The organism is Bradyrhizobium guangdongense (genome assembly GCF_004114975.1).
GTDB lineage: Bacteria > Pseudomonadota > Alphaproteobacteria > Rhizobiales > Xanthobacteraceae > Bradyrhizobium > Bradyrhizobium guangdongense.
The window spans coordinates 3,755,642-3,775,624 of the sequence record NZ_CP030051.1 but is presented as its reverse complement, the minus strand read 5'-3'; the positions used below and the strand labels follow the sequence as shown (position 1 = coordinate 3,775,624).

The window sequence follows — 19,983 nt, the reverse complement described above, 5'->3', positions numbered from 1 at the left end:
TGCGTGAGCATGAAAACCGAATCCCTCGCGTGCGCAGGTGCCCCCGCCGCTCCGGCGAGACAAGGCTCGGCCATCTTGATGCGGGCCGCCGATGTTCTCGCTGCACTGATCGCAGCATCACTGCCGTGGTCGACCACGGCGCCCTCGGTCTTCGTTGGGCTCTGGCTGCTCGCGGTGACGCCGACCATCGACTGGCGGGATTATGGGCGCCGCCTCACGCAGCCGGCTTATGCCCTGCCCTTCCTCATGCTGCTGCTAGCGGTTATGGGCATGCTCTGGTCGGACGGTGATTGGGCCGACCGGCTGCATGCGGTCAAGCCGGTCGCAAAGCTCGTGCTGATTCCGCCGCTCCTCTATCATTTCAGTCGATCGGTACGCGGCTATCAGGTTTGTCTCGCCTTCCTCGTGTCCTGCGCGCTGCTTGCGGTGTACTCTTGGATCGTGCTGTTCGATCCCACCCTCAAGCTGACCGCGACGGCATCGTCAGGCGTTCCCGTCAAGAACTACATCGACCAGAGCCAGGAGTTCACGCTGTGCGTCTTTGCGCTCGCATTGCCGGCGCTCAGCTTCTGGCGCGGCGGAAGCACCATCGCGACGATCGCTTGCCTCGCGCTGATCGGACTGTTCCTGACCAACATGGTCTTCGTCGCCTTCGCTCGGACGGCGCTGCTCTGCATCGCCGTCCTGCTGACGTTGTTCGCCTGGCGGCACCTGAGCCGGCGCGCAGCGCTGCTGTTGCTCGCAGGCGTTATCGCCGCAAGCGCACTGGCCTGGACGTCGTCACCCTATCTGCGCCAGCGCATCACCGATATCGTCGTCGAATATCAGCACGGGCGCGAGGACATCAGTCGCGCCTCGACCGCACAGCGCCTGACGTATTGGCGCAAAGCGGCGACCGCCTTTGCCAAGGCGCCGCTGTTCGGCCACGGCACGGGGTCGATCAAGCGGCAGTTCGAGCGCGCCGCTTCCCAGGAGAGCAGTCTCGACGCCGAGATCGTCAGCAATCCGCATAACCAGACCCTGCACGTTGCGGTGCAATGGGGACTGTTGGGCGTCGCCCTGCTCTACGCCCTGTGGATCGCCCACCTTCGCCTGTTCATGGACGATGGTCTTGCCGCCTGGATCGGCCTCGTGGTCGTCGTGCAGAACATCGCGAGTTCACTCCTGAACTCGCATCTCACCGATTTCCACGAGGGCTGGATCTATGTGCTCGGCGTCGGCGTCGCCGGCGGCATGGCTCTGAAAACCAAGGCCAGCCCCGACTACTGACTGTGCTCGTGGCCGACCTCGCCGGTTATGACGTCGCCGAACAGCTCCCAAGCCTGTCCATTGAAGCGCATCAGCTGCATCTGCTCGATCGGAAAGTAATCGTCCGGCGAGGTGTTGACCATGATGCCGGGCAGCATCAGGTCCGTGTGGAAGTTCTTCAGGTTAGCGGCCTGTTTCATGACGTTGTCGCGCGTGAGATTGTCGCCGCACTGCTTCAAGACCTGCGCCATCGCTTCGGCCTGCACATAGCCATAGACATTGTTGGCATTGGCCTTGTCACCCTCGGGGTAATATTTGTCCATGAAAGCGCGCCATGCGATCACCGCCGGATCCTTGTCCCAGGTCGGATCGGTCGGATCCTTCAGATACGCGGTCGAGATGATATCCTTGGAATAGTCGAGACCAGCCGGCTTGAGCACCGATGCGATGGAGGTCGCAGTGTTGGCCAGGAAGAATTTCGGCTTCCAGCCGAGCTCGCCCACTTTGCGGATCGCCTGCGCCGAGCCTTTCGGCGCGGCCCATGAGAAGAAGATGTCGGCGCCGGAATCATGCAAGGCGACGATCTGCGAGTCGATCGAGGGATCGCTGACCTCGTAGGACTTGTCGGCGATGATCATGTTGGCCTTATCGCCGAGGCCGTCCTTCAGGCCCTTGAACTGGTCTTTTCCGGCGTCGTCGTTCTGCCAAAACACCGCGATCTTGCCATCAGGGAAATTATCGCGAATGTATTTTGCGTAGATCCGCCCCTCGCTCTGGTAGTTCGGCTGGAAACCCATGGTCCAGGGAAAGTTCTTGGGGTCACCGAACTTGGTGCCGCCGGAGGCAACGAACAGCTGCGGCACCTTCTTGGCGTTCATGTACTTCATGATCGCGGAATTCGAGGGTGTGCCGAGGGACTGGAAGATCAACAGCACCTCGTCGCTCTCCACCAGCTTGCGCGCCTGCTCGATCGCCTTCGGCGGCGAATAGGCATCGTCATAGCTGATGAAATTGATCTTGCGCCCGTTGATGCCGCCCTGGTCGTTGATCATTTTGAAGAATGCGGCTTCGGTCCTGCCGATCACGCCGTAGGACGATGCCGGTCCGCTATAGGGCATGATGTTGCCGATCTTGATTTCAGTGTCGCTGGCGCCGGGATCGTATTTCTTCTGCGCCGAAGCCGGTGTCGTGGCGAGCACGCCGGCAGCAAGCATGGCGAGGGCAAGGTGTCCGCGACGACCCGGCATTGGTCTCTCCCCTATCTTTGTCGTTCTTGTTTTGAGGAGAGTGTCGCGCGGCCGCCGGTCGCTGGCAAGCGGCAGGATTTTCCGCGAAGTGAAACGGAACCAAGGCAGGATAGGCAGGATCACGACCGCTCGCGCGACCTGGCCTCCCCGACAACATCGGCTACGACTGCCCCAATTACCAGCGCCCCACCAACCAGCGCATGCACGGCCGGCACTTCGCCGAATCCTAGCCAAATCCAGAACGCCATCAGCGGCGTCTCCAGCGTGGCGATCAGGGAGGCTTGCCCTGACGGCAAGAGACGCGTGACGAACGGCGCCGTGCTAAGCCGTCGCCGCTGCAGCAACGAGGGCAATGCCGAGACCGCGTTCCGATCGAGGCCGCCCCATGAAAATTCTGGTTAAGTCGAACTTCCCGGCTAAGACGGCGTCTTCGGTCGCGACACCAGCTCGATCATCCGACCTTCGTCCTCGTCGGGCATCGCGGCCTTGGCTTGCGCATAAGCATCGACGGCGGCGCGCGAGACCCGCGGCTTCTCCGCCAGCAGGCTCTCCGCGAGCCTCACGGCATAGGCGGCATCCTTGTGCCGAAGCGCCGTCGTAAACGTCGCACCGCTGAAATCGCGGGCGACCATGCGCTTGGAGTGCCGTAGCACCTGCGGACTTGCGGCCACGCCGGTCTGGATCGATTCCAGCACCAGCTTCATGTCGAGTCCGGCCTGCTCCGCGATGGCGAGGCCCTCGGCGAGACCTGCGATCTGGATTGCGCCCATGAGGTTGTTGATGAGCTTGTAGACCGTGCCGGAGCCGACCGCGCCGAAATGGCGGATGGTCGAACCGATCGGTTCGAGGAACGGCCGTGCGCGCTCGAGGTCGGCCGGATCCGCGCCGGCGAGCAGCGTCAGCTTCCCGGCGGCCGCTGCATCCGGCAATCCCGTCACGGGCAATCGACATAGATGAGCCCGCGTGCATTGAGCTCGCGCCCCATCTCGCGGACGTGGTCATAGGAGACGGTCGAGCATTCGATCGCGATGGTGCCTGCTTTCGCCGTCTTGGCCGCCCCTTTGGGACCGAGCCAGACCGCGCGCGAGGCCCCGTCATCGGCGACCATGGTCACGACGGCGTCGGCATCGATCGCGGCATCCTCAGGCGAGGTCGCCCATGTCGCGCCGCGCGCGATCAGGTCTTCCGCTTTCGCCTTGCTGCGATTCCATAGCGTCACCGTAAAGCCGGCATCGAGATAACGGCCGGCCATGCCATGGCCCATGCGCCCCAATCCGATGAAGGCAACGCGGGGCATGCTAGTCGACGTCCTCGACGTCACCGGCGGTGGTGCCGAAGGCGCGCTGCGCCAGGGTCGCCGCCATGAACTCGTCGAGTTCGCCGTTGAGCACGCCCGATGTATCGGAGGTCTGCACGCCCGTGCGCAGGTCCTTCACCATCTGATAGGGCTGCAGCACGTAGGAGCGGATCTGGTGGCCCCAGCCGATATCGGTCTTGGCGGCCTGGTCGGCGGCGGCCTTTTCCTCGCGCTTCTTCAGTTCGATCTCGTACAGGCGCGCGCGCAGCATGTCCCAGGCCTGCGCCCGGTTCTTATGCTGGGAACGGCCGGCCTGGCAGACCACCGCAACGCCGGTCGGAATGTGCGTCAGGCGAACCGCGGATTCGGTCTTGTTGACGTGCTGGCCGCCGGCGCCGCCCGACCGCATGGTGTCGGTGCGGACGTCGGATTCCTTGATGTCGATCTTGATGCTATCGTCGATGACGGGAAACACCTGCACACTCGAGAACGAGGTGTGTCGCCGCGCGTTGGAATCGAACGGCGAGATGCGCACGAGGCGGTGCACGCCGGCCTCCGTCTTCAGCCAGCCATAGGCGTTGTGCCCGGAGACCTGGATGGTTGCGGACTTGATGCCGGCCTCTTCGCCCTCGGACTCTTCGAGGAATTCGACCTTGAAACCGTGCGTTTCGGCCCAGCGCGTGTACATGCGCAGCAGCATCTGCGCCCAGTCCTGGCTCTCGGTGCCGCCGGCGCCGGCATGGACCTCGAGATAGGAATCGAAGCGATCGGCTTCACCCGACAGCAGCGCCTCGAGCTCGCGCCGCGCCACTTCCTTCTTGAGGTTCTTCAGCGCCGCTTCAGCCTCGACCACGACACCGGTATCGCCCTCGGCCTCGCCGAGCTCGATCATGCCGATGTCGTCTTCGAGCTCCTGCTCGACCTTGCCGATGCCCGAGAGCGAATCCTCCAGCGAGGTTCGCTCCTGCATCAGCTTCTGGGCTTTCTGGGGATCGTTCCAGAGATTGGGATCTTCTGCGAGCTTGTTCAGCTCGGCGAGGCGCGCCGTCGATTTCTCGACGTCAAAGATGCCTCCTCAGCAGCCCGACTGACTGCTTGATCTCTTCTACCAACCGTTCGATTTCGGCGCGCATGTCGTTCTCTGATCTCGCGGAATCCCGCGTGCGATTGTGATGGGGATGTAGCGGCGGCGGCTGCAAAGCGCAACCGCCGCCGCGAAGAACGTCTGTCTTGTCCTAAACCTTAGTACAGCCCGCCGGTGCCCGGCCGCATGAAGAAGCCGGAATCCGGCTGCTGCTGCTGCGAGGCCGGCACGCCCATGCGCCCGTCGGCGTCGGCGACGCCGATTACGGAGTAATTATCCGGCGGTGCCGTGCCCGGCTTGAAGGCTTCCAAGATGGTTCCACCGGTCTCGCCCGGGCCGGCCCGCATGCCGGTCTTGGCGACGACGCGGATCAGCTTGATGCCGGCAGGCACCTTGAACGGAACGGCGGGTTTGTCGGCGAGCGCGAGCTTGAGGAAATCGCGTGCGATGGGCGCGGCCAGATGGCCGCCCGTCGCGGCGTTGCCTTTGCCGAGCGGGCGCGGCTTGTCGTAGCCCATGTAGATGGCGACGGCGATGTCAGGCGAGAAGCCGACGAACCAGGCGTCCTTGGCCTCGTTGGTCGTGCCGGTCTTGCCGGCGATCGGCTTGCCGACTTCCCTCACCACGGTCGCGGTACCGGCCTGGACCACACCTTCCATCAGCTCGGTGATCTGATAGGCGGTCATGGAATCCAGCACCTGCTCGCGGCGGTCGATCAGCTGGGGCTCGGGCTGGTTCTTCCAGCCGCCGGGCGCGTCGCAGCCGCGGCATTCGCGCTGGTCGTGCTTGAAGATGGTGTGGCCGTAGCGGTCCTGGATACGGTCGATCAAGGTCGGCTTCACCCGGCGCCCGCCGTTGGCGAGCATCGAATAGGCCGTGACCATGCGCATCGCCGTGGTTTCGCCGGCGCCGAGTGCGTAGGAGAGATAGTTCGGCAGCTCGTCATAGACGCCGAAGCGACGGGCATATTCGCCGATCAGGGGCATGCCGATGTCCTGCGCGAGGCGCACCGTCACCGTGTTGAGCGACTGCCGCAGCGCGTTCCGCAGCGTCACCGGACCCTGATATTTGTTCGCCGAGAAGTTTTCAGGCCGCCATACGCCGGCGCCCTGGCCCTGGTCGATTTCGATCGGGGCGTCGAGCACGACGGTCGAGGGCGTATAGCCGTTGTCGAGCGCGGCCGAGTAGACGATCGGCTTGAACGACGATCCCGGCTGCCGATAAGCCTGCGTGGCGCGGTTGAACTGGCTCTGGTCGAACGAGAAGCCGCCGACCATCGCCAGCACGCGGCCGGTCCAGGGGTCCATCACCACCATCGCGCCCGACACTTCGGGAATCTGGCGCAGCCGGTACTGACCTTCGACCGGTTGTCCCTCCTTGGTGTAGAGCGGGTCGGCATAGATCACGTCGCCGGGCTGCAGCACCTGCGCTACCGACGTCGGCGTCTTGCCCTTGGCGTTGCCCTGCGCCGCCCTCGCCCAGCGCACGCCGTCGAGCGTGACGAGGCCGGTCTCACGCTGCTTGCTGACGGCGCCGCCGAGCTCGCGGTTCGGCTGGAAGCCGATCCGTGCCGACTGGTCGCTGGTCTCCAGCACCACCGCCATGCGCCACGGCGAGATGTCCGAGAGCGACTTGATCTCGGCGAGCTTCACGCCCCAATCGCCCGAAATATCGAGCTTGCTGATGGCGCCGCGATAGCCCTGCTGCTCGTCATAGTTCACGAGGCCTGCGACCATGGTCTTGCGCGCCATGACCTGGATCTTCGGATCGAGCGTGGTGCGAACCGAAAGACCGCCCTCGTACAGCTTCTTCTCGCCATAGCGCTCGAAGATGTCGCGGCGGACTTCCTCGGCGAAATATTCGCCGGCGAAGGTGTGGGCACCGTTGGACCGGTTGGTGACGACCAGCGGCTCCTTGCGCGCCTTCTCGGCGTCGGCCTGCTTGATCCAGCCGTTCTCCTGGAGACGGTCGATCACATAGTTGCGGCGCTCGATGGCACGGTCGCGGTTGCGCACCGGATGCAGCGTCGCCGGCATCTTCGGCAGCGCCGCCAGATAGGCGGCTTCCGCCACGGTGAGCTCGTTCACCGACTTGTCGAAATAGACCAGCGAAGCGGCGGCGATGCCGTAGGCGCCGAGGCCGAGGTAGATTTCGTTCAGATACAGCTCGAGGATCTTGTCCTTCGAATAGGTCTTCTCGATGCGCATCGCCAGCAAGGCTTCCTTGATCTTGCGCGCGAACGAGACTTCGTTGGTCAAGAGGAAGTTCTTGGCAACCTGCTGGGTGATGGTGGAGGCGCCTTGCGGACGACGGTTGGAGCCGTAGTTCTGCAGATAGAGCAGACCCGCGCGGGCCATGCCGGTGTAGTCGATGCCGCCATGCTCGTAGAAGTTCTTGTCTTCGGCAGCCAGGAACGCGTTGATCACGAGCTTCGGCACCGCCTGGATCGGCAGATAGAGCCGGCGCTCCTTGGCGTATTCGCCGAGCAGCGAGCCGTCGACCGCGTGCACGCGGGTCATCACCGGCGGCTCGTAATCCTGAAGCTGAGAGTAATCGGGCAAGTCCTTGGAGAAATGCCAGATCAGGCCTGCCACGGCGCCGACACCGACAAGGAACACCACCGTTCCCGCGGCGAACAGGAAGCCCATGAACCGCACAAGCAAGCGCATTATGTATTTATCCGTTCAATCCCAGGATCAGCCCAAGGCGCCCAAACCAGAAAAAGAGGCGCCGTCCTCACGTCGCGAATTCACCGGCCTACTCAATACCATCAATGCCGGACCAAAAGACGCTTGCCGAACGGGATTCTCGTCGATTCCGGAACCCCCTGCGGAGTTTTTATAAAGCGCCCGCTGTGGCCAAACTAGGGCTTAACAGCCGATACGGCATTCCCTTCTCAATTCCCAGGTCCCGCCGTCGCCATCCGCTTGGCCAGGAACGTGTCGATCGCCTGGGCCATCGAGCCCACAGCCTTGGACCGCCAGCCCTCGGAGACGAGATGCTCGAGGTCGCCCTTGTTGGAGACGTAGCCGATCTCGACCAGCACCGAGGGCACGTCGGGCGCCTTCAGCACCCTGAACCCGGCCGACTTCAGGGGATGCTTGTGCATCCGCACCGTCGACTTCATTTCGCCCATCAGCAGATGGGCGAAACGGTTTGAAAAGGTGCGGGTTTCCCGCTGCGTCAGGTCGATCAGGATATCGGCCACATCGGTCGGCTCCTCCGACAAATTAAAGCCGGCAATGGCGTCCGCACGGTTTTCGGCATCAGCCAGGCGCTGGGCCTCGGCGTCGGAGGCCTTGTCCGAGAGCGTGTAGATGGTCGCACCCTGCGCATCGCCCTCGGCCTTCGGCAGTGCATCGGCATGGATGGAGATGAACAGCGCTGCGTTCAGATTGCGGGCGACCTTGGCGCGATCGTTGAGCGGAATGAAGGTATCGTCGTCGCGGGTCATGACCACCCGGTATTTGCCTGATTTTTCCAGCCGATCGCGCAGCGCCAGGCCGAAGGCCAAAACCAGGCTCTTCTCGCTCTCGCCGCTCGACTGGGTGCCGTTGTCGATACCGCCATGGCCGGGATCGATCACCACGACCGGACGCCCATCGGACGGCGTTCCCGGCTTTGGCGCCGACGGTTCAGAGGCAGGAACCGTTGCCGGCGGCACTGCCGCAATCGTCGAACGCAGCTCGGGTCGAATCTCCGGCGCGGGCGTCTGCGCGAACGCCGCGCGATCGACTTCCTCCAGCTCGAGCACCAGCCGGGCCGGCTGACCATTGGCCGCCTCGAGCACATAGGAATTGGCGACCTTGGCCGGTCCGGTGAGATCGAACACGATTCGGGAGCCGCCGGGCATCACCAGCCCGTAGCGGAAGGCCTTGACCAGCCCTCGCCCGGCCCCGGTGCCCGGCGCCAGTTGAAAATTCACCTGGGGCACATCGACCACGACTCGATAGGGATCGGCAAGCGTCGTGGTGCGGAAGCTGACGGTCTGGTCGAGATCGAGAATGAAGCGAGTCTGCTTGCTGTCACCGGCCAGGCGCGCGGCGGTGGCCACCGGGAAACTCGCCGCTGCGGCAGCTGGTGGCGATGGGCTTTCGGCGGCGATCAGGCGCGAGGAATCGGCGCACGGCAATGCTGCAGCGCACAGCAGCGCAAATCCCAGCAGAACCCGTTGATTTGTGCGGCTCGCCACCGAATCCGTGCCTCCGAGCAGCCTCTTTAACGCAATAGAACCACAGGGTTAATCGATCCTTAATGACAGGGACGCGAAACTCTCCGACTGTGACCGGCGTGCGACGCTCCCTTGCACCGGTGGCCCATTCCTCGTATGTACGGATTGCTGACGGCCAATGATTTCCGGTTGTGTCGCATTCAGCCTCCCGGTGCAGCGCCGGAGCTCCCAAGGTTTGGGAATTCCAGCGTTTTTCTGTTCCCCCAACGGCCAGCGCGGTGCGCGGCAGCGAGGCGGAACGGGGCAAGCCCCGGCGGCGGACGGTTTCCGGTTACCACACTGTTTCCGGGACAGTTTTTGACAGCGACGCAGCCAGTTACCCATCCCCTTAATCCAAAGGGGGCGGTTCTCGATCCAGGGCGAGCGCACACGCGCCATGCCTGGCCAGCAGCAACTGATTAGGGGCGGCCCCGCCGCCCAATGTTTCATACGGGCCGACGCTTGATGCGCCAGACTGTGCCGACCAATTCTGAAGGATCATTCGCGACGCTGCGGAGTGAAAATCCCGCACGCCGCTTCGGTCCTGAAGCTTCCGGTCCGGCAAGGCGCGAGAGACGGCGTTTCGGCCTTCCCCTCACCCCCGAATCAGGTGGACCGTCGCGTCACCCGGCAGCGCTCTTCGCGCCCACGGTGAACCGCGCCCGCCGCCGCCAAGAGTTAAGACATGCCCAACAAGATGTTGATCGATGCCACCCACCCGGAAGAGACCCGGGTCGTCGTGGTCCGCGGCAATCGCGTCGAAGAGTTTGACTTCGAGACCGCGCAACGCAAGCAACTGCGCGGGAATATCTACCTCGCCAAGGTCACCAGGGTCGAACCCTCGCTCCAGGCCGCCTTCGTCGAATATGGCGGCAACCGCCACGGCTTCCTCGCCTTCAGCGAAATCCATCCCGACTACTACCAGATCCCGGTCGCCGACCGGCAGGCGCTGATCGAGGCCGAGGAGCAGGCCCATCGCGAAGCCGAGGAAGAGAGCGAGAACCGCTCCCACGGCCGTCGTCGCTCGCGCCACCGCAACGCCCGCCGGCGTGGCCATGGCGAGCGCGTCCGCAGCGACATCGTCGAAGGTCTCGAGGCCGGCGCCGATCCCGCGGCCCAGCCGGTCGAGGGCGACGTTCAGCCGGAGTTCGCCGACGCCACGTCGCATGAGGGCGAGCACCTGCACGCCGACGCCGAACACCACGGCGAGCACGAAGACCACGATCATCACGACCACGACGATCACGGCCATGACAATCATGAGCACGATGATCATCCTCGCACCCATGACGAGCACGCGCACGATCATGATCATGACGACCATGGCGATGATCACGAACACGATCATCATGGCGATGATCATCACGCCGACGAGGCGCCCGCGCCCGTCGCGGCGATCGGCGCGGAGCCCGTAGTTGCGGCCGAGACCGTTGCCGAGCCTCAGGAGGCTCCGTCCGTTGAAGCGCATGGCGAGGACTTTGCCGAAGTCGTGACCTCGGCCGCCGAGCCGGCCGATGCCGTCTACGCCGCTGGGGAGCCGACGGAGGCGCCACATGGCGAGGCCGCGGAAGCTGCCGGTGAAGACGACGAGGACGAAGAAGACGGCGAGGAAGCCGAAGAGGAAGTCGTCGAATCCGTGGGCGGTGACGACGTGCTGGAAGAAGTGCCGGAGCGCACCTTCCGGCCGCGCCGCCAGTACAAGATCCAGGAAGTCATCAAGCGCCGCCAAGTGATGCTGGTGCAGGTGGTCAAGGAAGAGCGCGGCAACAAGGGCGCGGCGCTGACGACCTATCTGTCGCTCGCCGGCCGCTACGCCGTCTTGATGCCGAACACCGCGCGCGGCGGCGGCATCAGCCGCAAGATCACCTCGGCGCAGGATCGCTCGCGCCTGAAGGAAGTGGTGCAGGATCTCGACGTGCCCGAGGGCATGGGCATCATCCTGCGCACCGCGGGCGCGGCCCGCACCAAGCCCGAGATCAAGCGCGACTTCGAATACCTGATCCGGATGTGGGAGACGGTGCGCGACCTGACGCTGAAGTCGCAGGCTCCGACCCTGGTCTACGAAGAGGGCTCGCTGATCAAGCGCTCGCTGCGCGACCTCTACAACAAGGAGATCGACGAGATCCAGGTTGCCGGCGAAGCCGGCTACCGCGAAGCACGCGATTTCATGAAGATGCTGATGCCCGCCAATGTCAGCGCGGTGAAGCAATATCGGGACGGCCAGCCGCTGTTCTCGCGGATGGGCGTCGAAAGCCAGCTCGATGCGATGTTCTCGCCGACCGTGCAGCTGCGGTCGGGCGGTTATATCGTCATCAATCAGACGGAGGCGCTGGTCTCGATCGACGTCAACTCCGGACGATCGACCCGCGAGCACCACATCGAGGACACTGCGCTCAAGACCAATCTGGAAGCGGCCGAAGAGGTCGCCCGCCAGCTTCGCCTGCGCGACCTCGCTGGCCTGATCGTCATCGACTTCATCGACATGGACGAGAAGCGCAACAACCGTTCGGTCGAGCGCAAGCTGTCCGATTGCCTGCGGCAGGATCGCGCGCGCATCCAGGTCGGGCGCATCTCGCATTTCGGCCTCTTGGAGATGTCGCGCCAGCGTATCCGCGCCAGCGTGCTGGAGAGTTCGACCGACCCCTGCCCGCACTGCGGCGGCACCGGTCATGTCCGGTCGGTGTCCTCGGTGGCGCTGCAACTGCTGCGCGGGCTGGAAGAGATCCTGATGAAGGGCGCCACCCACAATCTCGTGGTCCGTACCCGCACCGACGTCGCGCTCTATGTGCTGAACCACAAGCGCGGCCATTTGCGCGACCTCGAAAACGGCTTCAAGGTCACGCTGTCGGTCATCGCCGATCAGTCCGTCAGCGGCCCGCAGGCCTACGTCATCGACCGCGGCGAGCAGGTCCACACGCTGGAAGCCGCCAAGGCGCTGCTCGCAGCCCAGGCTGCCGCAAGCCCGCCGCCACTGCCCGAAGAGGCCTATGACGACGAGGACCTTTTCGACCTCGAGACCGAATCCGAGGTCGAGACCGACGAAACTGAGGGTCTCGGCGATGAGCAGGCCTCAGGTGAAGCCGCGTCCGAAGGTGACGGGCAGCGCCGCAAGCGCCGCCGCCGTCGTCGAGGTCGCGGCGGTCAGCGCGACGGCGAGCTTCGCGAGGACAGCCCAGCCACGCTTCCCGAGCCGGCAATGACCGCCGGCGAAGGCGACGAGGATGCCGAGTCCGAGCAAGACGGTGAGGAAGGCGAGGAACAGGCCGCCCGTGGCGAGCAGCAGGGTGGCGGCGAGCGCCGGCGCCGGCGCGGTCGCAGGGGTGGACGTCGTCGGCGCGGCGGCAATGAGGAAGGCCTCGCCGGATCCATCGGCGACGAAATTGGCGGCAGCAATCCACCGCCGGAAGCAACCGAGGCAGTGGCCGACTTCGACGGCTCGTCTGCCAGCGAGTCCGCTCCGTCGATTGCGCATGCGAAGCACATGCCCTCCGCTGAAACGTCGCAGGCCGAGCCTCAGGCACCCGTTCAAACGCCAGTTCAGCCTGCGCCCGTTGCTGTCGCGGAAGAAGAGCCCGCGGCCGATGACAGGGCCACACGCCGTCGCTCGACCGTTCGCGAGAAGGTGAGCTTCCTGACGAGCAGCCCGAGCGAGCCTGCGCCCCCGGTTGCAGCTGAACCCGTTGCAGCGCCCGCGCCTGCGCCGGAACCCGCGCCGGACGCGGCAGCGGAGACGCCGGCAGCCCAGCGTCGGGCCGGCTGGTGGTCCCGCCGTTTCGGCGGCGGCGAATAAGCAAACGCACAAAATGAAAACGTCCGGCAAAAGCCGGGCGTTTTTCGCTTCATGCCTTGCCGAATGCTACGGCGACGACTCGTCAGCGCCGAGCGGCGCCTCCTCGCGCGATGCGATCTGGCGAAGTTGGTCGTAGAGATCCGGCGCCTCGCTGGTGCAGAGGCAGACGCCCTTCGCCGATGCTGCCTCGCCGGCGTTGAGGTAGGCATGGCCCATGGTGCTGTCGAGATAGATGCCGTCGCCCTCGCCAAGGATCTCCGGCGCGTAGAACTCGGTATGGACAGCGACTCGCCCGCTCGTCACCAGGAAGTACTCTTCGCCGGCGTGGCGCAGCAGCGGACCGAATTCATCCAGCGAGCGCGCGCGGACTTCTGCCACGATCGGCACCATCCGTTTGCCGATCAGATCGGTGCATTGATAGGTATAGGTGTAGAATTTCGTATTGATCAGCTGCCCCTGCCCGGCCCGGCTGATGCTCCGCCGCGCGGTGACCGGACGGCCCTGCGCGGGCGCCGCGACCGCCGGATTGAACAGCTCCGCGATTTCCATCTTCAGGCCCGAGGTGAGCTGAAGCAGCTTGTCGTAGGTGAGCGACATCAGGCCGTTCTCGACCTTCGAGAGGGTCGACAGCGCCATGCCGGTCCGTTCCGCCACCTGCTTGAGCGTCAGGCCACGCGCCTGGCGCGCGGCCTTGAGGCATTGGCCGAGCTGGGAGTTGGCGCCTTCGGGCGTGGTGGTTTCGCTCATGCAGCAATCCTACCATGACTGCAGAAAAGTTGTTGGCCTATCCATCTAATCGTTTCGGCGAAAGGCGCCCGCGGATCGCCTCTCGGGGGCCTTTCCGGGTCAAAAAAGCCAAGATTTGTGCAAGAATCGTCCCTGTCTGACGAATATTGGTGCGCGGGTCTTAGTTTCCGATATGCTAAATCGTTTTCATAATCTGAAAGGGACTGGCGTTGCCCGAGCTTTGTGACACTGATGCCGTCGAGCTGCGCCGGCTGCTGGCCGCGCGGGCGATCTCCCCTGTCGAACTACTCGATGCCTGCCTGTCACGCATCACCACCACCAATGCCGCCGTCAACGCCGTCGTGACACTTGACGAGGCCGGGGCGCGCGCCGCCGCGAACGAGGCGGAGGCCGCTATCCTGCGCGGAGAGGATCGCGGCGCGCTGCACGGACTTCCCGTCCTGATCAAGGATACCCAGGACACCGCCGGGATGCGCTCCACCTATGGCAGCCCGGTGTTGCGCGACCATGTACCGGTCGCGGACCAGGGCTCGGTCGCCCGGTTGCGCGCGGCCGGCGCCATCATCTTCGGCAAGACCAACACGCCGGAATGGGCCGCAGGCGGTAACACCCGCAATCCCGTGTTCGGCGCGACCGGCAATCCCTTTGAGCCTTCGCGCTCCGCGGCCGGCTCGTCCGGCGGCTCGGCGGTCGCGCTCGCTTGCGGCATGGCTCCGCTTGCCTCGGGCTCGGACACCGGGGGATCTCTGCGCAATCCCGCGGGCTATGCCGGCATCGTCGGCATGCGTCCCTCCTATGGCCTCATTGCGAGTGAGAAGCGCGCCTTCGGCTGGTCCAACCTGTCGACCGACGGACCGATGGCGCGCAACGTCGCCGATACCGCACTGATGCTGTCCGTGATGGCGAGCGACGATGCCCGCGATCCGCTCGCCTACACGCTGCCAAGCGAGCCCGTGCGCGCACGCGCCGAGCGTTGGGCCGCGCCGCGCCCGGCGAAGCTCGGCAAGCTGCGCCTCGCTTTCACCGAGGACTTCGGCTTTGCGCCGACGGAGCAGGCTATCCGCCGCGTCTTCCGCGATCGTGTAGCGAGGCTTGCGCCGCTGTTCGCCGAATGTCGCGAGGCGACCCCCGACTGCACCGGTGCGGACGATGCCTTCGCCGTGCTGCGCGCCGGCCTCTTCCTGGCGATGCACGGCAAGAACTACAAGGAACGGCCCGAGATGCTCGGCCCCAATGTCCGCGCCAATGTCGAGGAAGGACTCACCTATTCGCTCGAAGACCACGTCCGCGCGGCGACGACGCAAACGCGGATCTATCGTGCCTATCAGAGCTTCTTCGAAAATTGCGACGTGTTGATCAGCCCGACCATAACGCTCAGCCCGCGGCCGTGGTCAGAGCTCTATCCTGCGGAGATCGATGGCGTGCCGACGAAATCCTACTTCCACTGGCTCGCGCTCGCTTACGCCGTGACACTCCCCGGGCATCCCGCGATCAGCATTCCCCTCGGCCGCGACGAAGCCGGCCTGCCCTTCGGCCTCCAGATCGTCGGCCCCCGCGGCGGCGACGCGATCGTGCTTTCGGTCGCAGCGAGCCTCGAGGCTGCATTTGCGGGCGACCCGCAGATGTGCCGGCCGGTGCCTGATTTGGCCAAACTTGCAACGGCGCCGCCGCTGTCGTCGACCCCCGGCTTCCTGACCTGGGAATAGACCTCGGAATCAGACCACCACGAGCAGGCGTGATCGCCGGCAAACCGGAGACGAGCATGACTGAACTGTCGCAGCGGAAAACCGGAATCGTCGCGTTCGTCCTGCTCTACATTGCCTACTGCATCTCCTACATCGACCGCGCGGCGATCTCGCTGGCGCTGGCGCAGATCGGGAAGGACTTCAATCTCCAGGCCGCCGACCTCGGCATCGTCATCAGCGCATTTTTCCTGGGCTATGCCGCGATGCAAGTGCCGGGCGGATGGCTGTCCGATCGCTTCGGTTCGAAATATGTGGTGATCATCACGATCGTGATGTGGTCGATTTTCACGGCCTTCACCAGCCTGGCCTGGTCGCTGACCTCGCTGATCGCGATCCGCTTCATCTTCGGCATCGCCGAGGGCGGCTTTCCGCCGGCGAGCATCCGCGCCATCGCGGAACTGTTCAAGAAGGACAGCCGGCCAAAGATGTCGGCGCTGCTGCTCTCGTCGAACTATGCCGGCAGCATGATCGCGCCGCTGATCATGGCGCCCCTGATCCTCTGGCTGGGCTGGCGTCATGCCTTCAATACCATCGGCATCGCCGGCGTCGTGTTCGCGGTGGTCTACTTCGTCTTCGTTCCGCATCTTTCGCGTATCGGCGTCGGACCCGTGACGGCGAAGCCGCGGGCGCCGATGCGCGAGCTGATGAAGAATCCGCTGCTCTGGCAGTTGATGGTGGTGTGGTTCGGCCTGAGCTGCGTCAACAAGGGCCTGGATTCCTGGATGCCGCTCTATCTGCTGCAGCAGCGCGGACTTGACCTCAAGACCGTCGGCATCGTGGCGCCGATCCCGTTCGTGATGGCGACGATCGCGACCGCGATCGGCGGCTGGGTGATGACGACCTTCTTTGCCGAACGCGAAAAATATCTGCTGATTGGCAGCTCGACATTGACCGGCATCTTCCTCTACGCCATGTACAAGGCGCAGACGATCACGGTGCTGATCGTGTTTCAGTCGCTGGTCTATTTCTTCAAATCCTTCGTGCTGGCTGCGGTGGTTGCGCTCCCGACCAAGCTGCTCCGCGACGATCAGATCGGATCGGGCGTCGGCATGGTCAATCTCGGCGGCCAGAGCGCGGGCTTCGTTGCGCCGGCCCTCATGGGATTCATCGTGACCGGGACCGGATCATTCGACGCGGCCTTCGGATTCCTGGTCGCGATGACGGCGCTGTCCGTGGTCGTCGCGACGACCATCAACACGGCGCAGCCCAAGCTCGCGCTAGAGCCGGCCTGACAGGAGAGATCTGCGATGCAAAGCGCAATCGTTCTCGGCGGTGGCATGGTGGGCGTGAGCGCCGCCTTGCATTTGAAGCAGCGCGGCTGGAGCGTGACGCTCGTCGACCGCAGGGAGCCGGGCCGCGAGACCAGCTACGGCAACGCCGGCATGATCCAGGCGGAGGCGGTGCGGCCCTACCCGATGCCGCGCGACCTCACGTCGCTCGTGAATATCGCGACCGGCCGCACCAACGACGTGCGATACAGCCTTTCGTCGCTGCATCGTCACGTCGAGCCCCTGCTCCGCTATTGGTGGCATTCGGCGCCGAAGCGGCATCGCGAAGCGATCGAGGCCTGGGCGCGCCTGATCGCCTATGCGACGCCCGAGCACGATATCCTCATCCGCGAGGCCCATGCCGACAATCTGATCCGCCGCGCCGGCTATCGCGTGCTGCATCGTGACGCCGCCTCCTTCGACCAGGCGGTCAAGACGGCGGAGGACGACCGCCGCGAGTTCGGCGTGAATTTTTGCGTGCTCTCCGGCAGCGAGCTGACCAAGGCCGAGCCGATCCTGCGCGACGACCTTCCCGGCGCGATCCATTGGCTCGACACCTGGACGGTGTCGGATCCCGGCGCCCTGGTCACGGCCTACGCCGATCTGTTCGAACGATCGGGCGGCAGAATCGTGCTCGGCGATGCGCAGTCGCTTCAGCAGACCGCGACCGGATGGTCGGTCGAGACCGACAATGGCCGCATCGATGCCGCCAACGCCGTCGTCACGCTCGGGCCGTGGTCGCCGGATCTGTTGCACAAGTTCGGCTATCGGATTCCGCTGGTGCGCAAGCGCGGCTACCACATGCACTACACCGGAGGCGCCTCGCTCGATCTGCCGCTGGTCGACAAGGGCGGCGGCTACGCCATGGGTCCCATGACCAAGGGGATCCGCATCACCACCGGCGCCGAGCTGACGGCACCGGATGCGCTGGCAACGCCGGTGCAGCTCGCCAGCGCCGAAGCCTCCGCGCGCGAGCTGATCGATCTCGGCAAGCGCGCCGAACCGGAGCCGTGGTTCGGCACCCGGCCCTGCACGCCCGACATGGTGCCTGTGCTCGGCCGCGCCCCACGCCATCCCGGCCTCTGGATGAATTTCGGCCACGGTCACCAGGGCTTTACGCTCGGCCCCGCCACGGGACGACTGCTCGCGGAGATGATGAACGGCGATACGCCGTCTATCGACCCGACGCCGTACCGGCCGGAGCGGTTCTAGCTCGTGCTCTTCGCCGCGAGAACCGCAAGCGCTGCGGTCAAGCGCATCAGCGGGTCGCTCCATTCGCGGGGCCTACGCTGACGAAACAACCGCATGGTCGGATACCACGGGCTGTCCTCGCGATCGCGCAGCCAACGCCAGTCGAGCGCGTATGGCGTGAGCATCCATACCGGGCGGCCGAGAGCGCCGGCAAGATGCGCAACCGACGTGTCGACGGCGATGACGAGATCAAGCGCCGCCACCGCCGCCGCAGTATCGGCAAAATCACCGAGCGCAGGCGCGAGGTCGATGACCGCGTCGCCAAGTGCCGCGAGCACGGCGCCGTCCTCCGTTCGTGGTTCCTTTTGCAGGCTATAGAGCTGCACATCGGGCATCACGAGCCGCGGCAGCAAGGCCTCGGCTGACAGCGAACGCTGCCCGTCGCCCTTGTGCCTGGGATTGCCGGCCCAGATCACGCCGACCTTCAGCCGCGTCTCGCGGCCGAGTGCGGTCTGCCAGCGCGACACTCTCTCGGGATCCGGACGCAGATAAGGAACGTCAGCGGGCAAATTAGCGAGCGTGGTGCCGAACAGGCGCGGCAGGCTCATCAACGGCACTTGCAAATCAAATGGCGGCAACGCTTCACCGCGCGACATCACGGTGACATCGGGCAATTGCCGCAGCAGCGAGGCGAGCGCAGGCTGTACCTGGAGAATGATCCTGCCGCCCATGGCCGTCACCATTGGCAGATAACGCGCGAAATGCAGGGCATCGCCGAGGCCGTATTCGGCGAACACCAGCAAGGTGCGGCCTTCGAGCGGATCGCCGTGCCATTCCGGCTCGCTGAAACTGGGATCACCGTCCGACAGCGTCTTGCATTTGCGGCGCCATCTGTAGGCTTCGAAACCCTCGGCAAAATGGCCGTTCATCAGCAGGAAATGCGCGTGATTATATTGCGCGAGCGGCTGCTCCGGATCGAGCGCGACCGCATGCGCCGAGACTGCAAGCGCCTCGTCGATCTCGCCGGCATTGCGCAATGCGACCGCGAGATTGGCGTGCCCCTTGGCATAGGATGGATCGGCTGCGACCGCACGGCGATGCGCGGCCACCGCATCGGCGATGCGCTGCTGCTTCTCGAAGATGATGCCGAGGTTGGTATGGGCCGGCGCGTGATCGGGCTTGAGCCGCAAGGCGTGCTCACAGGCCGCAACGGCGTCGTCGAGTTCGCCGAGATCTGAGAGGCAGGCGCCGAGATTGGTGGCAATCATGTGATCGCCAGGCTGAAGCGCGAATGTCTGCCGGTAGATCTCCGCGGCCTCCTGCAAATGACCGGCTTCATGCAGGACCAGACCAAGCAGGCGCAGCGTCGCGGCATTGCCGGGCGCGAGCGCGATGGCGCAGCGGTATTGTGCGATGGCTCCCTCGAGCAATCCTTGCCGATACAGCACCGCGCCGAGATTGCAGATCAAACCGACATCGTCAGGATCCAGCTGGAGCCCGCGGCGGTACGCGGCCGCGGCTTCGTCAAGCCTGTTCTGGTCCGCAAGGACGTTGCCGAGATTGAGCCAGGCCCCTCGAAAGACGGGGTCGCGCGCGAGCACCGCGCGATACGCCTCCTCAGCCTCGATCAGCCGTCCCTGCTCCGCAAGCGCGACGGCGAGATTGAAGCACGCGCGCGTCAGATGAGCGTCGAGCGCGATCGCGCGGCGATAGGCCGTCTCGGCTTCGCCGAAACGCGCAAGCTCGCCCAGCGCCACGCCGAGCTTGTTGTACAGGCCGGCATCATCGGGCCGCCCGCGTAGCGCGCGCCGGAACGCTGCCACGGCGCCCTCGTGCTCGCCTTTCACGGCAAGCGCATCGCCGAGCGTCATCAGCGCAGGCGCGTGGTCGGGATCGATGTTGAAGACCCGATTGAGCAGCGCCGCGCCGTCGGCGGCACGGTCGCTGACGAAAGCCGCAACGGCGGCCAGATGCAGCGCCGGCACATGATCCGGCTTTGCCTTCAAGAGCTCCGTGCAGAGGACCTCCGCCTGATCCGGCCGACCCGCCGCAAAATACTCCGCCGCCTCCCGTACGATCCGATCTACTGCCGCATTGCCCAAGATAGCGCCCCGCTCTTCAACGTCAGAGATGCGGGTTAAACGGGCGAAGCTGCG

13 protein-coding genes and 1 pseudogene are annotated in these 19,983 nt (G+C 64.9%); 5 read left to right on the top strand and 9 right to left on the bottom strand.

Annotation, left to right across the window (positions count from 1 at the left end):
• Positions 1-9 precede the first annotated feature (9 nt).
• Positions 10-1,269: an O-antigen ligase family protein gene (locus X265_RS18010; protein WP_128966017.1), complete on the top strand. Its 1,260-nt coding sequence runs from the start codon at positions 10-12 to the stop codon at positions 1,267-1,269.
• On the opposite strand, the gene X265_RS18005 is transcribed toward X265_RS18010, so the two are convergent.
• The 7 genes and pseudogenes from X265_RS18005 to X265_RS41965 form a co-directional block, all read right to left on the bottom strand.
• Complete coding sequence (locus X265_RS18005; protein WP_128966016.1) at positions 1,263-2,495, bottom strand: ABC transporter substrate-binding protein; 1,233 nt, start codon at positions 2,493-2,495, stop codon at positions 1,263-1,265. The two genes, X265_RS18010 and X265_RS18005, sit on opposite strands and share 7 nt — an antisense overlap.
• Before the next feature lie 416 nt (positions 2,496-2,911).
• Positions 2,912-3,265 (bottom strand): NAD-binding protein, encoded by a 354-nt coding sequence (locus tag X265_RS41425; protein ID WP_244659469.1) that lies wholly within the window; start codon positions 3,263-3,265, stop codon positions 2,912-2,914.
• A 105-nt stretch (positions 3,266-3,370) separates the two neighbouring features.
• A pseudogene (locus X265_RS41420) lies at positions 3,371-3,747 on the bottom strand (NAD(P)-dependent oxidoreductase); the annotation flags it as partial.
• Positions 3,748-3,793: 46 nt separating this feature from the next.
• Positions 3,794-4,925, bottom strand: a protein-coding gene (gene prfB, locus X265_RS17990; protein ID WP_128966015.1) for a peptide chain release factor 2 whose coding sequence is annotated in 2 segments (ribosomal slippage) — positions 3,794-4,855 and positions 4,857-4,925 — 1,131 coding nt in all. Because the reading frame shifts where the segments join, the coding sequence is not laid out codon by codon here.
• Between the two features lie 109 nt (positions 4,926-5,034).
• On the bottom strand, positions 5,035-7,545 hold the full coding sequence (locus X265_RS17985; RefSeq protein ID WP_128966014.1) for a penicillin-binding protein 1A: 2,511 nt from the start codon (positions 7,543-7,545) through the stop codon (positions 5,035-5,037).
• Between the two features lie 227 nt (positions 7,546-7,772).
• Positions 7,773-9,068 (bottom strand): N-acetylmuramoyl-L-alanine amidase, encoded by a 1,296-nt coding sequence (locus X265_RS17980; RefSeq protein ID WP_128966013.1) that lies wholly within the window; start codon positions 9,066-9,068, stop codon positions 7,773-7,775.
• 613 nt (positions 9,069-9,681) lie between these two features.
• The gene (locus X265_RS41965; protein ID WP_283815008.1) at positions 9,682-10,815 is read right to left on the bottom strand and encodes a hypothetical protein; all 1,134 of its coding nucleotides are present in this window, start codon (positions 10,813-10,815) and stop codon (positions 9,682-9,684) included.
• Here X265_RS41965 and X265_RS17975 point away from each other — a divergent pair.
• Complete coding sequence (locus X265_RS17975; protein WP_283815007.1) at positions 10,738-12,876, top strand: Rne/Rng family ribonuclease; 2,139 nt, start codon at positions 10,738-10,740, stop codon at positions 12,874-12,876. The genes X265_RS41965 and X265_RS17975 overlap by 78 nt on opposite strands.
• A gap of 66 nt (positions 12,877-12,942) precedes the next feature.
• On the opposite strand, the gene X265_RS17970 is transcribed toward X265_RS17975, so the two are convergent.
• A complete protein-coding gene (locus X265_RS17970) occupies positions 12,943-13,623 on the bottom strand; it encodes a helix-turn-helix domain-containing protein (RefSeq protein ID WP_128966011.1) in 681 nt (226 codons plus the stop codon).
• A gap of 209 nt (positions 13,624-13,832) precedes the next feature.
• On the opposite strand from X265_RS17970, the gene X265_RS17965 reads away from it, so the two are divergent.
• Genes X265_RS17965 through X265_RS17955 form a run of 3 tightly spaced genes read left to right on the top strand, consistent with a single transcriptional unit; the run spans position 13,833 to position 17,848 of the window.
• Positions 13,833-15,329, top strand: coding sequence for an amidase (locus tag X265_RS17965; protein ID WP_128966010.1), 1,497 nt, complete (start codon positions 13,833-13,835; stop codon positions 15,327-15,329).
• Positions 15,330-15,385: 56 nt separating this feature from the next.
• Positions 15,386-16,600, top strand: a complete 1,215-nt coding sequence (locus X265_RS17960) for an MFS transporter (RefSeq protein WP_128966009.1) — start codon at positions 15,386-15,388, stop codon at positions 16,598-16,600.
• 15 nt (positions 16,601-16,615) lie between these two features.
• Positions 16,616-17,848 (top strand): NAD(P)/FAD-dependent oxidoreductase, encoded by a 1,233-nt coding sequence (locus X265_RS17955; RefSeq protein ID WP_128966008.1) that lies wholly within the window; start codon positions 16,616-16,618, stop codon positions 17,846-17,848.
• Here X265_RS17955 and X265_RS17950 read toward each other — a convergent pair.
• Positions 17,845-19,929, bottom strand: a complete 2,085-nt coding sequence (locus X265_RS17950; protein ID WP_164938649.1) for a tetratricopeptide repeat protein — start codon at positions 19,927-19,929, stop codon at positions 17,845-17,847. The genes X265_RS17955 and X265_RS17950 overlap by 4 nt on opposite strands.
• Positions 19,930-19,983 lie beyond the last annotated feature (54 nt).

Excerpts from the sequence above, each read along its gene's own strand:
- X265_RS18005 (WP_128966016.1), bottom strand. The coding sequence starts at position 2,495 with ATGCCGGGTCGTCGCGGACACCTTGCCCTCGCCATGCTTGCTGCCGGC.
- X265_RS18010 (WP_128966017.1), top strand. The coding sequence starts at position 10 with ATGAAAACCGAATCCCTCGCGTGCGCAGGTGCCCCCGCCGCTCCGGCG.
- X265_RS17960 (WP_128966009.1), top strand. The coding sequence starts at position 15,386 with ATGACTGAACTGTCGCAGCGGAAAACCGGAATCGTCGCGTTCGTCCTG.
- X265_RS17985 (WP_128966014.1), bottom strand. The coding sequence starts at position 7,545 with ATGCGCTTGCTTGTGCGGTTCATGGGCTTCCTGTTCGCCGCGGGAACG.
- X265_RS41425 (WP_244659469.1), bottom strand. The coding sequence starts at position 3,265 with ATGGGCGCAATCCAGATCGCAGGTCTCGCCGAGGGCCTCGCCATCGCG.
- X265_RS17970 (WP_128966011.1), bottom strand. The coding sequence starts at position 13,623 with ATGAGCGAAACCACCACGCCCGAAGGCGCCAACTCCCAGCTCGGCCAA.
- X265_RS17955 (WP_128966008.1), top strand. The coding sequence starts at position 16,616 with ATGCAAAGCGCAATCGTTCTCGGCGGTGGCATGGTGGGCGTGAGCGCC.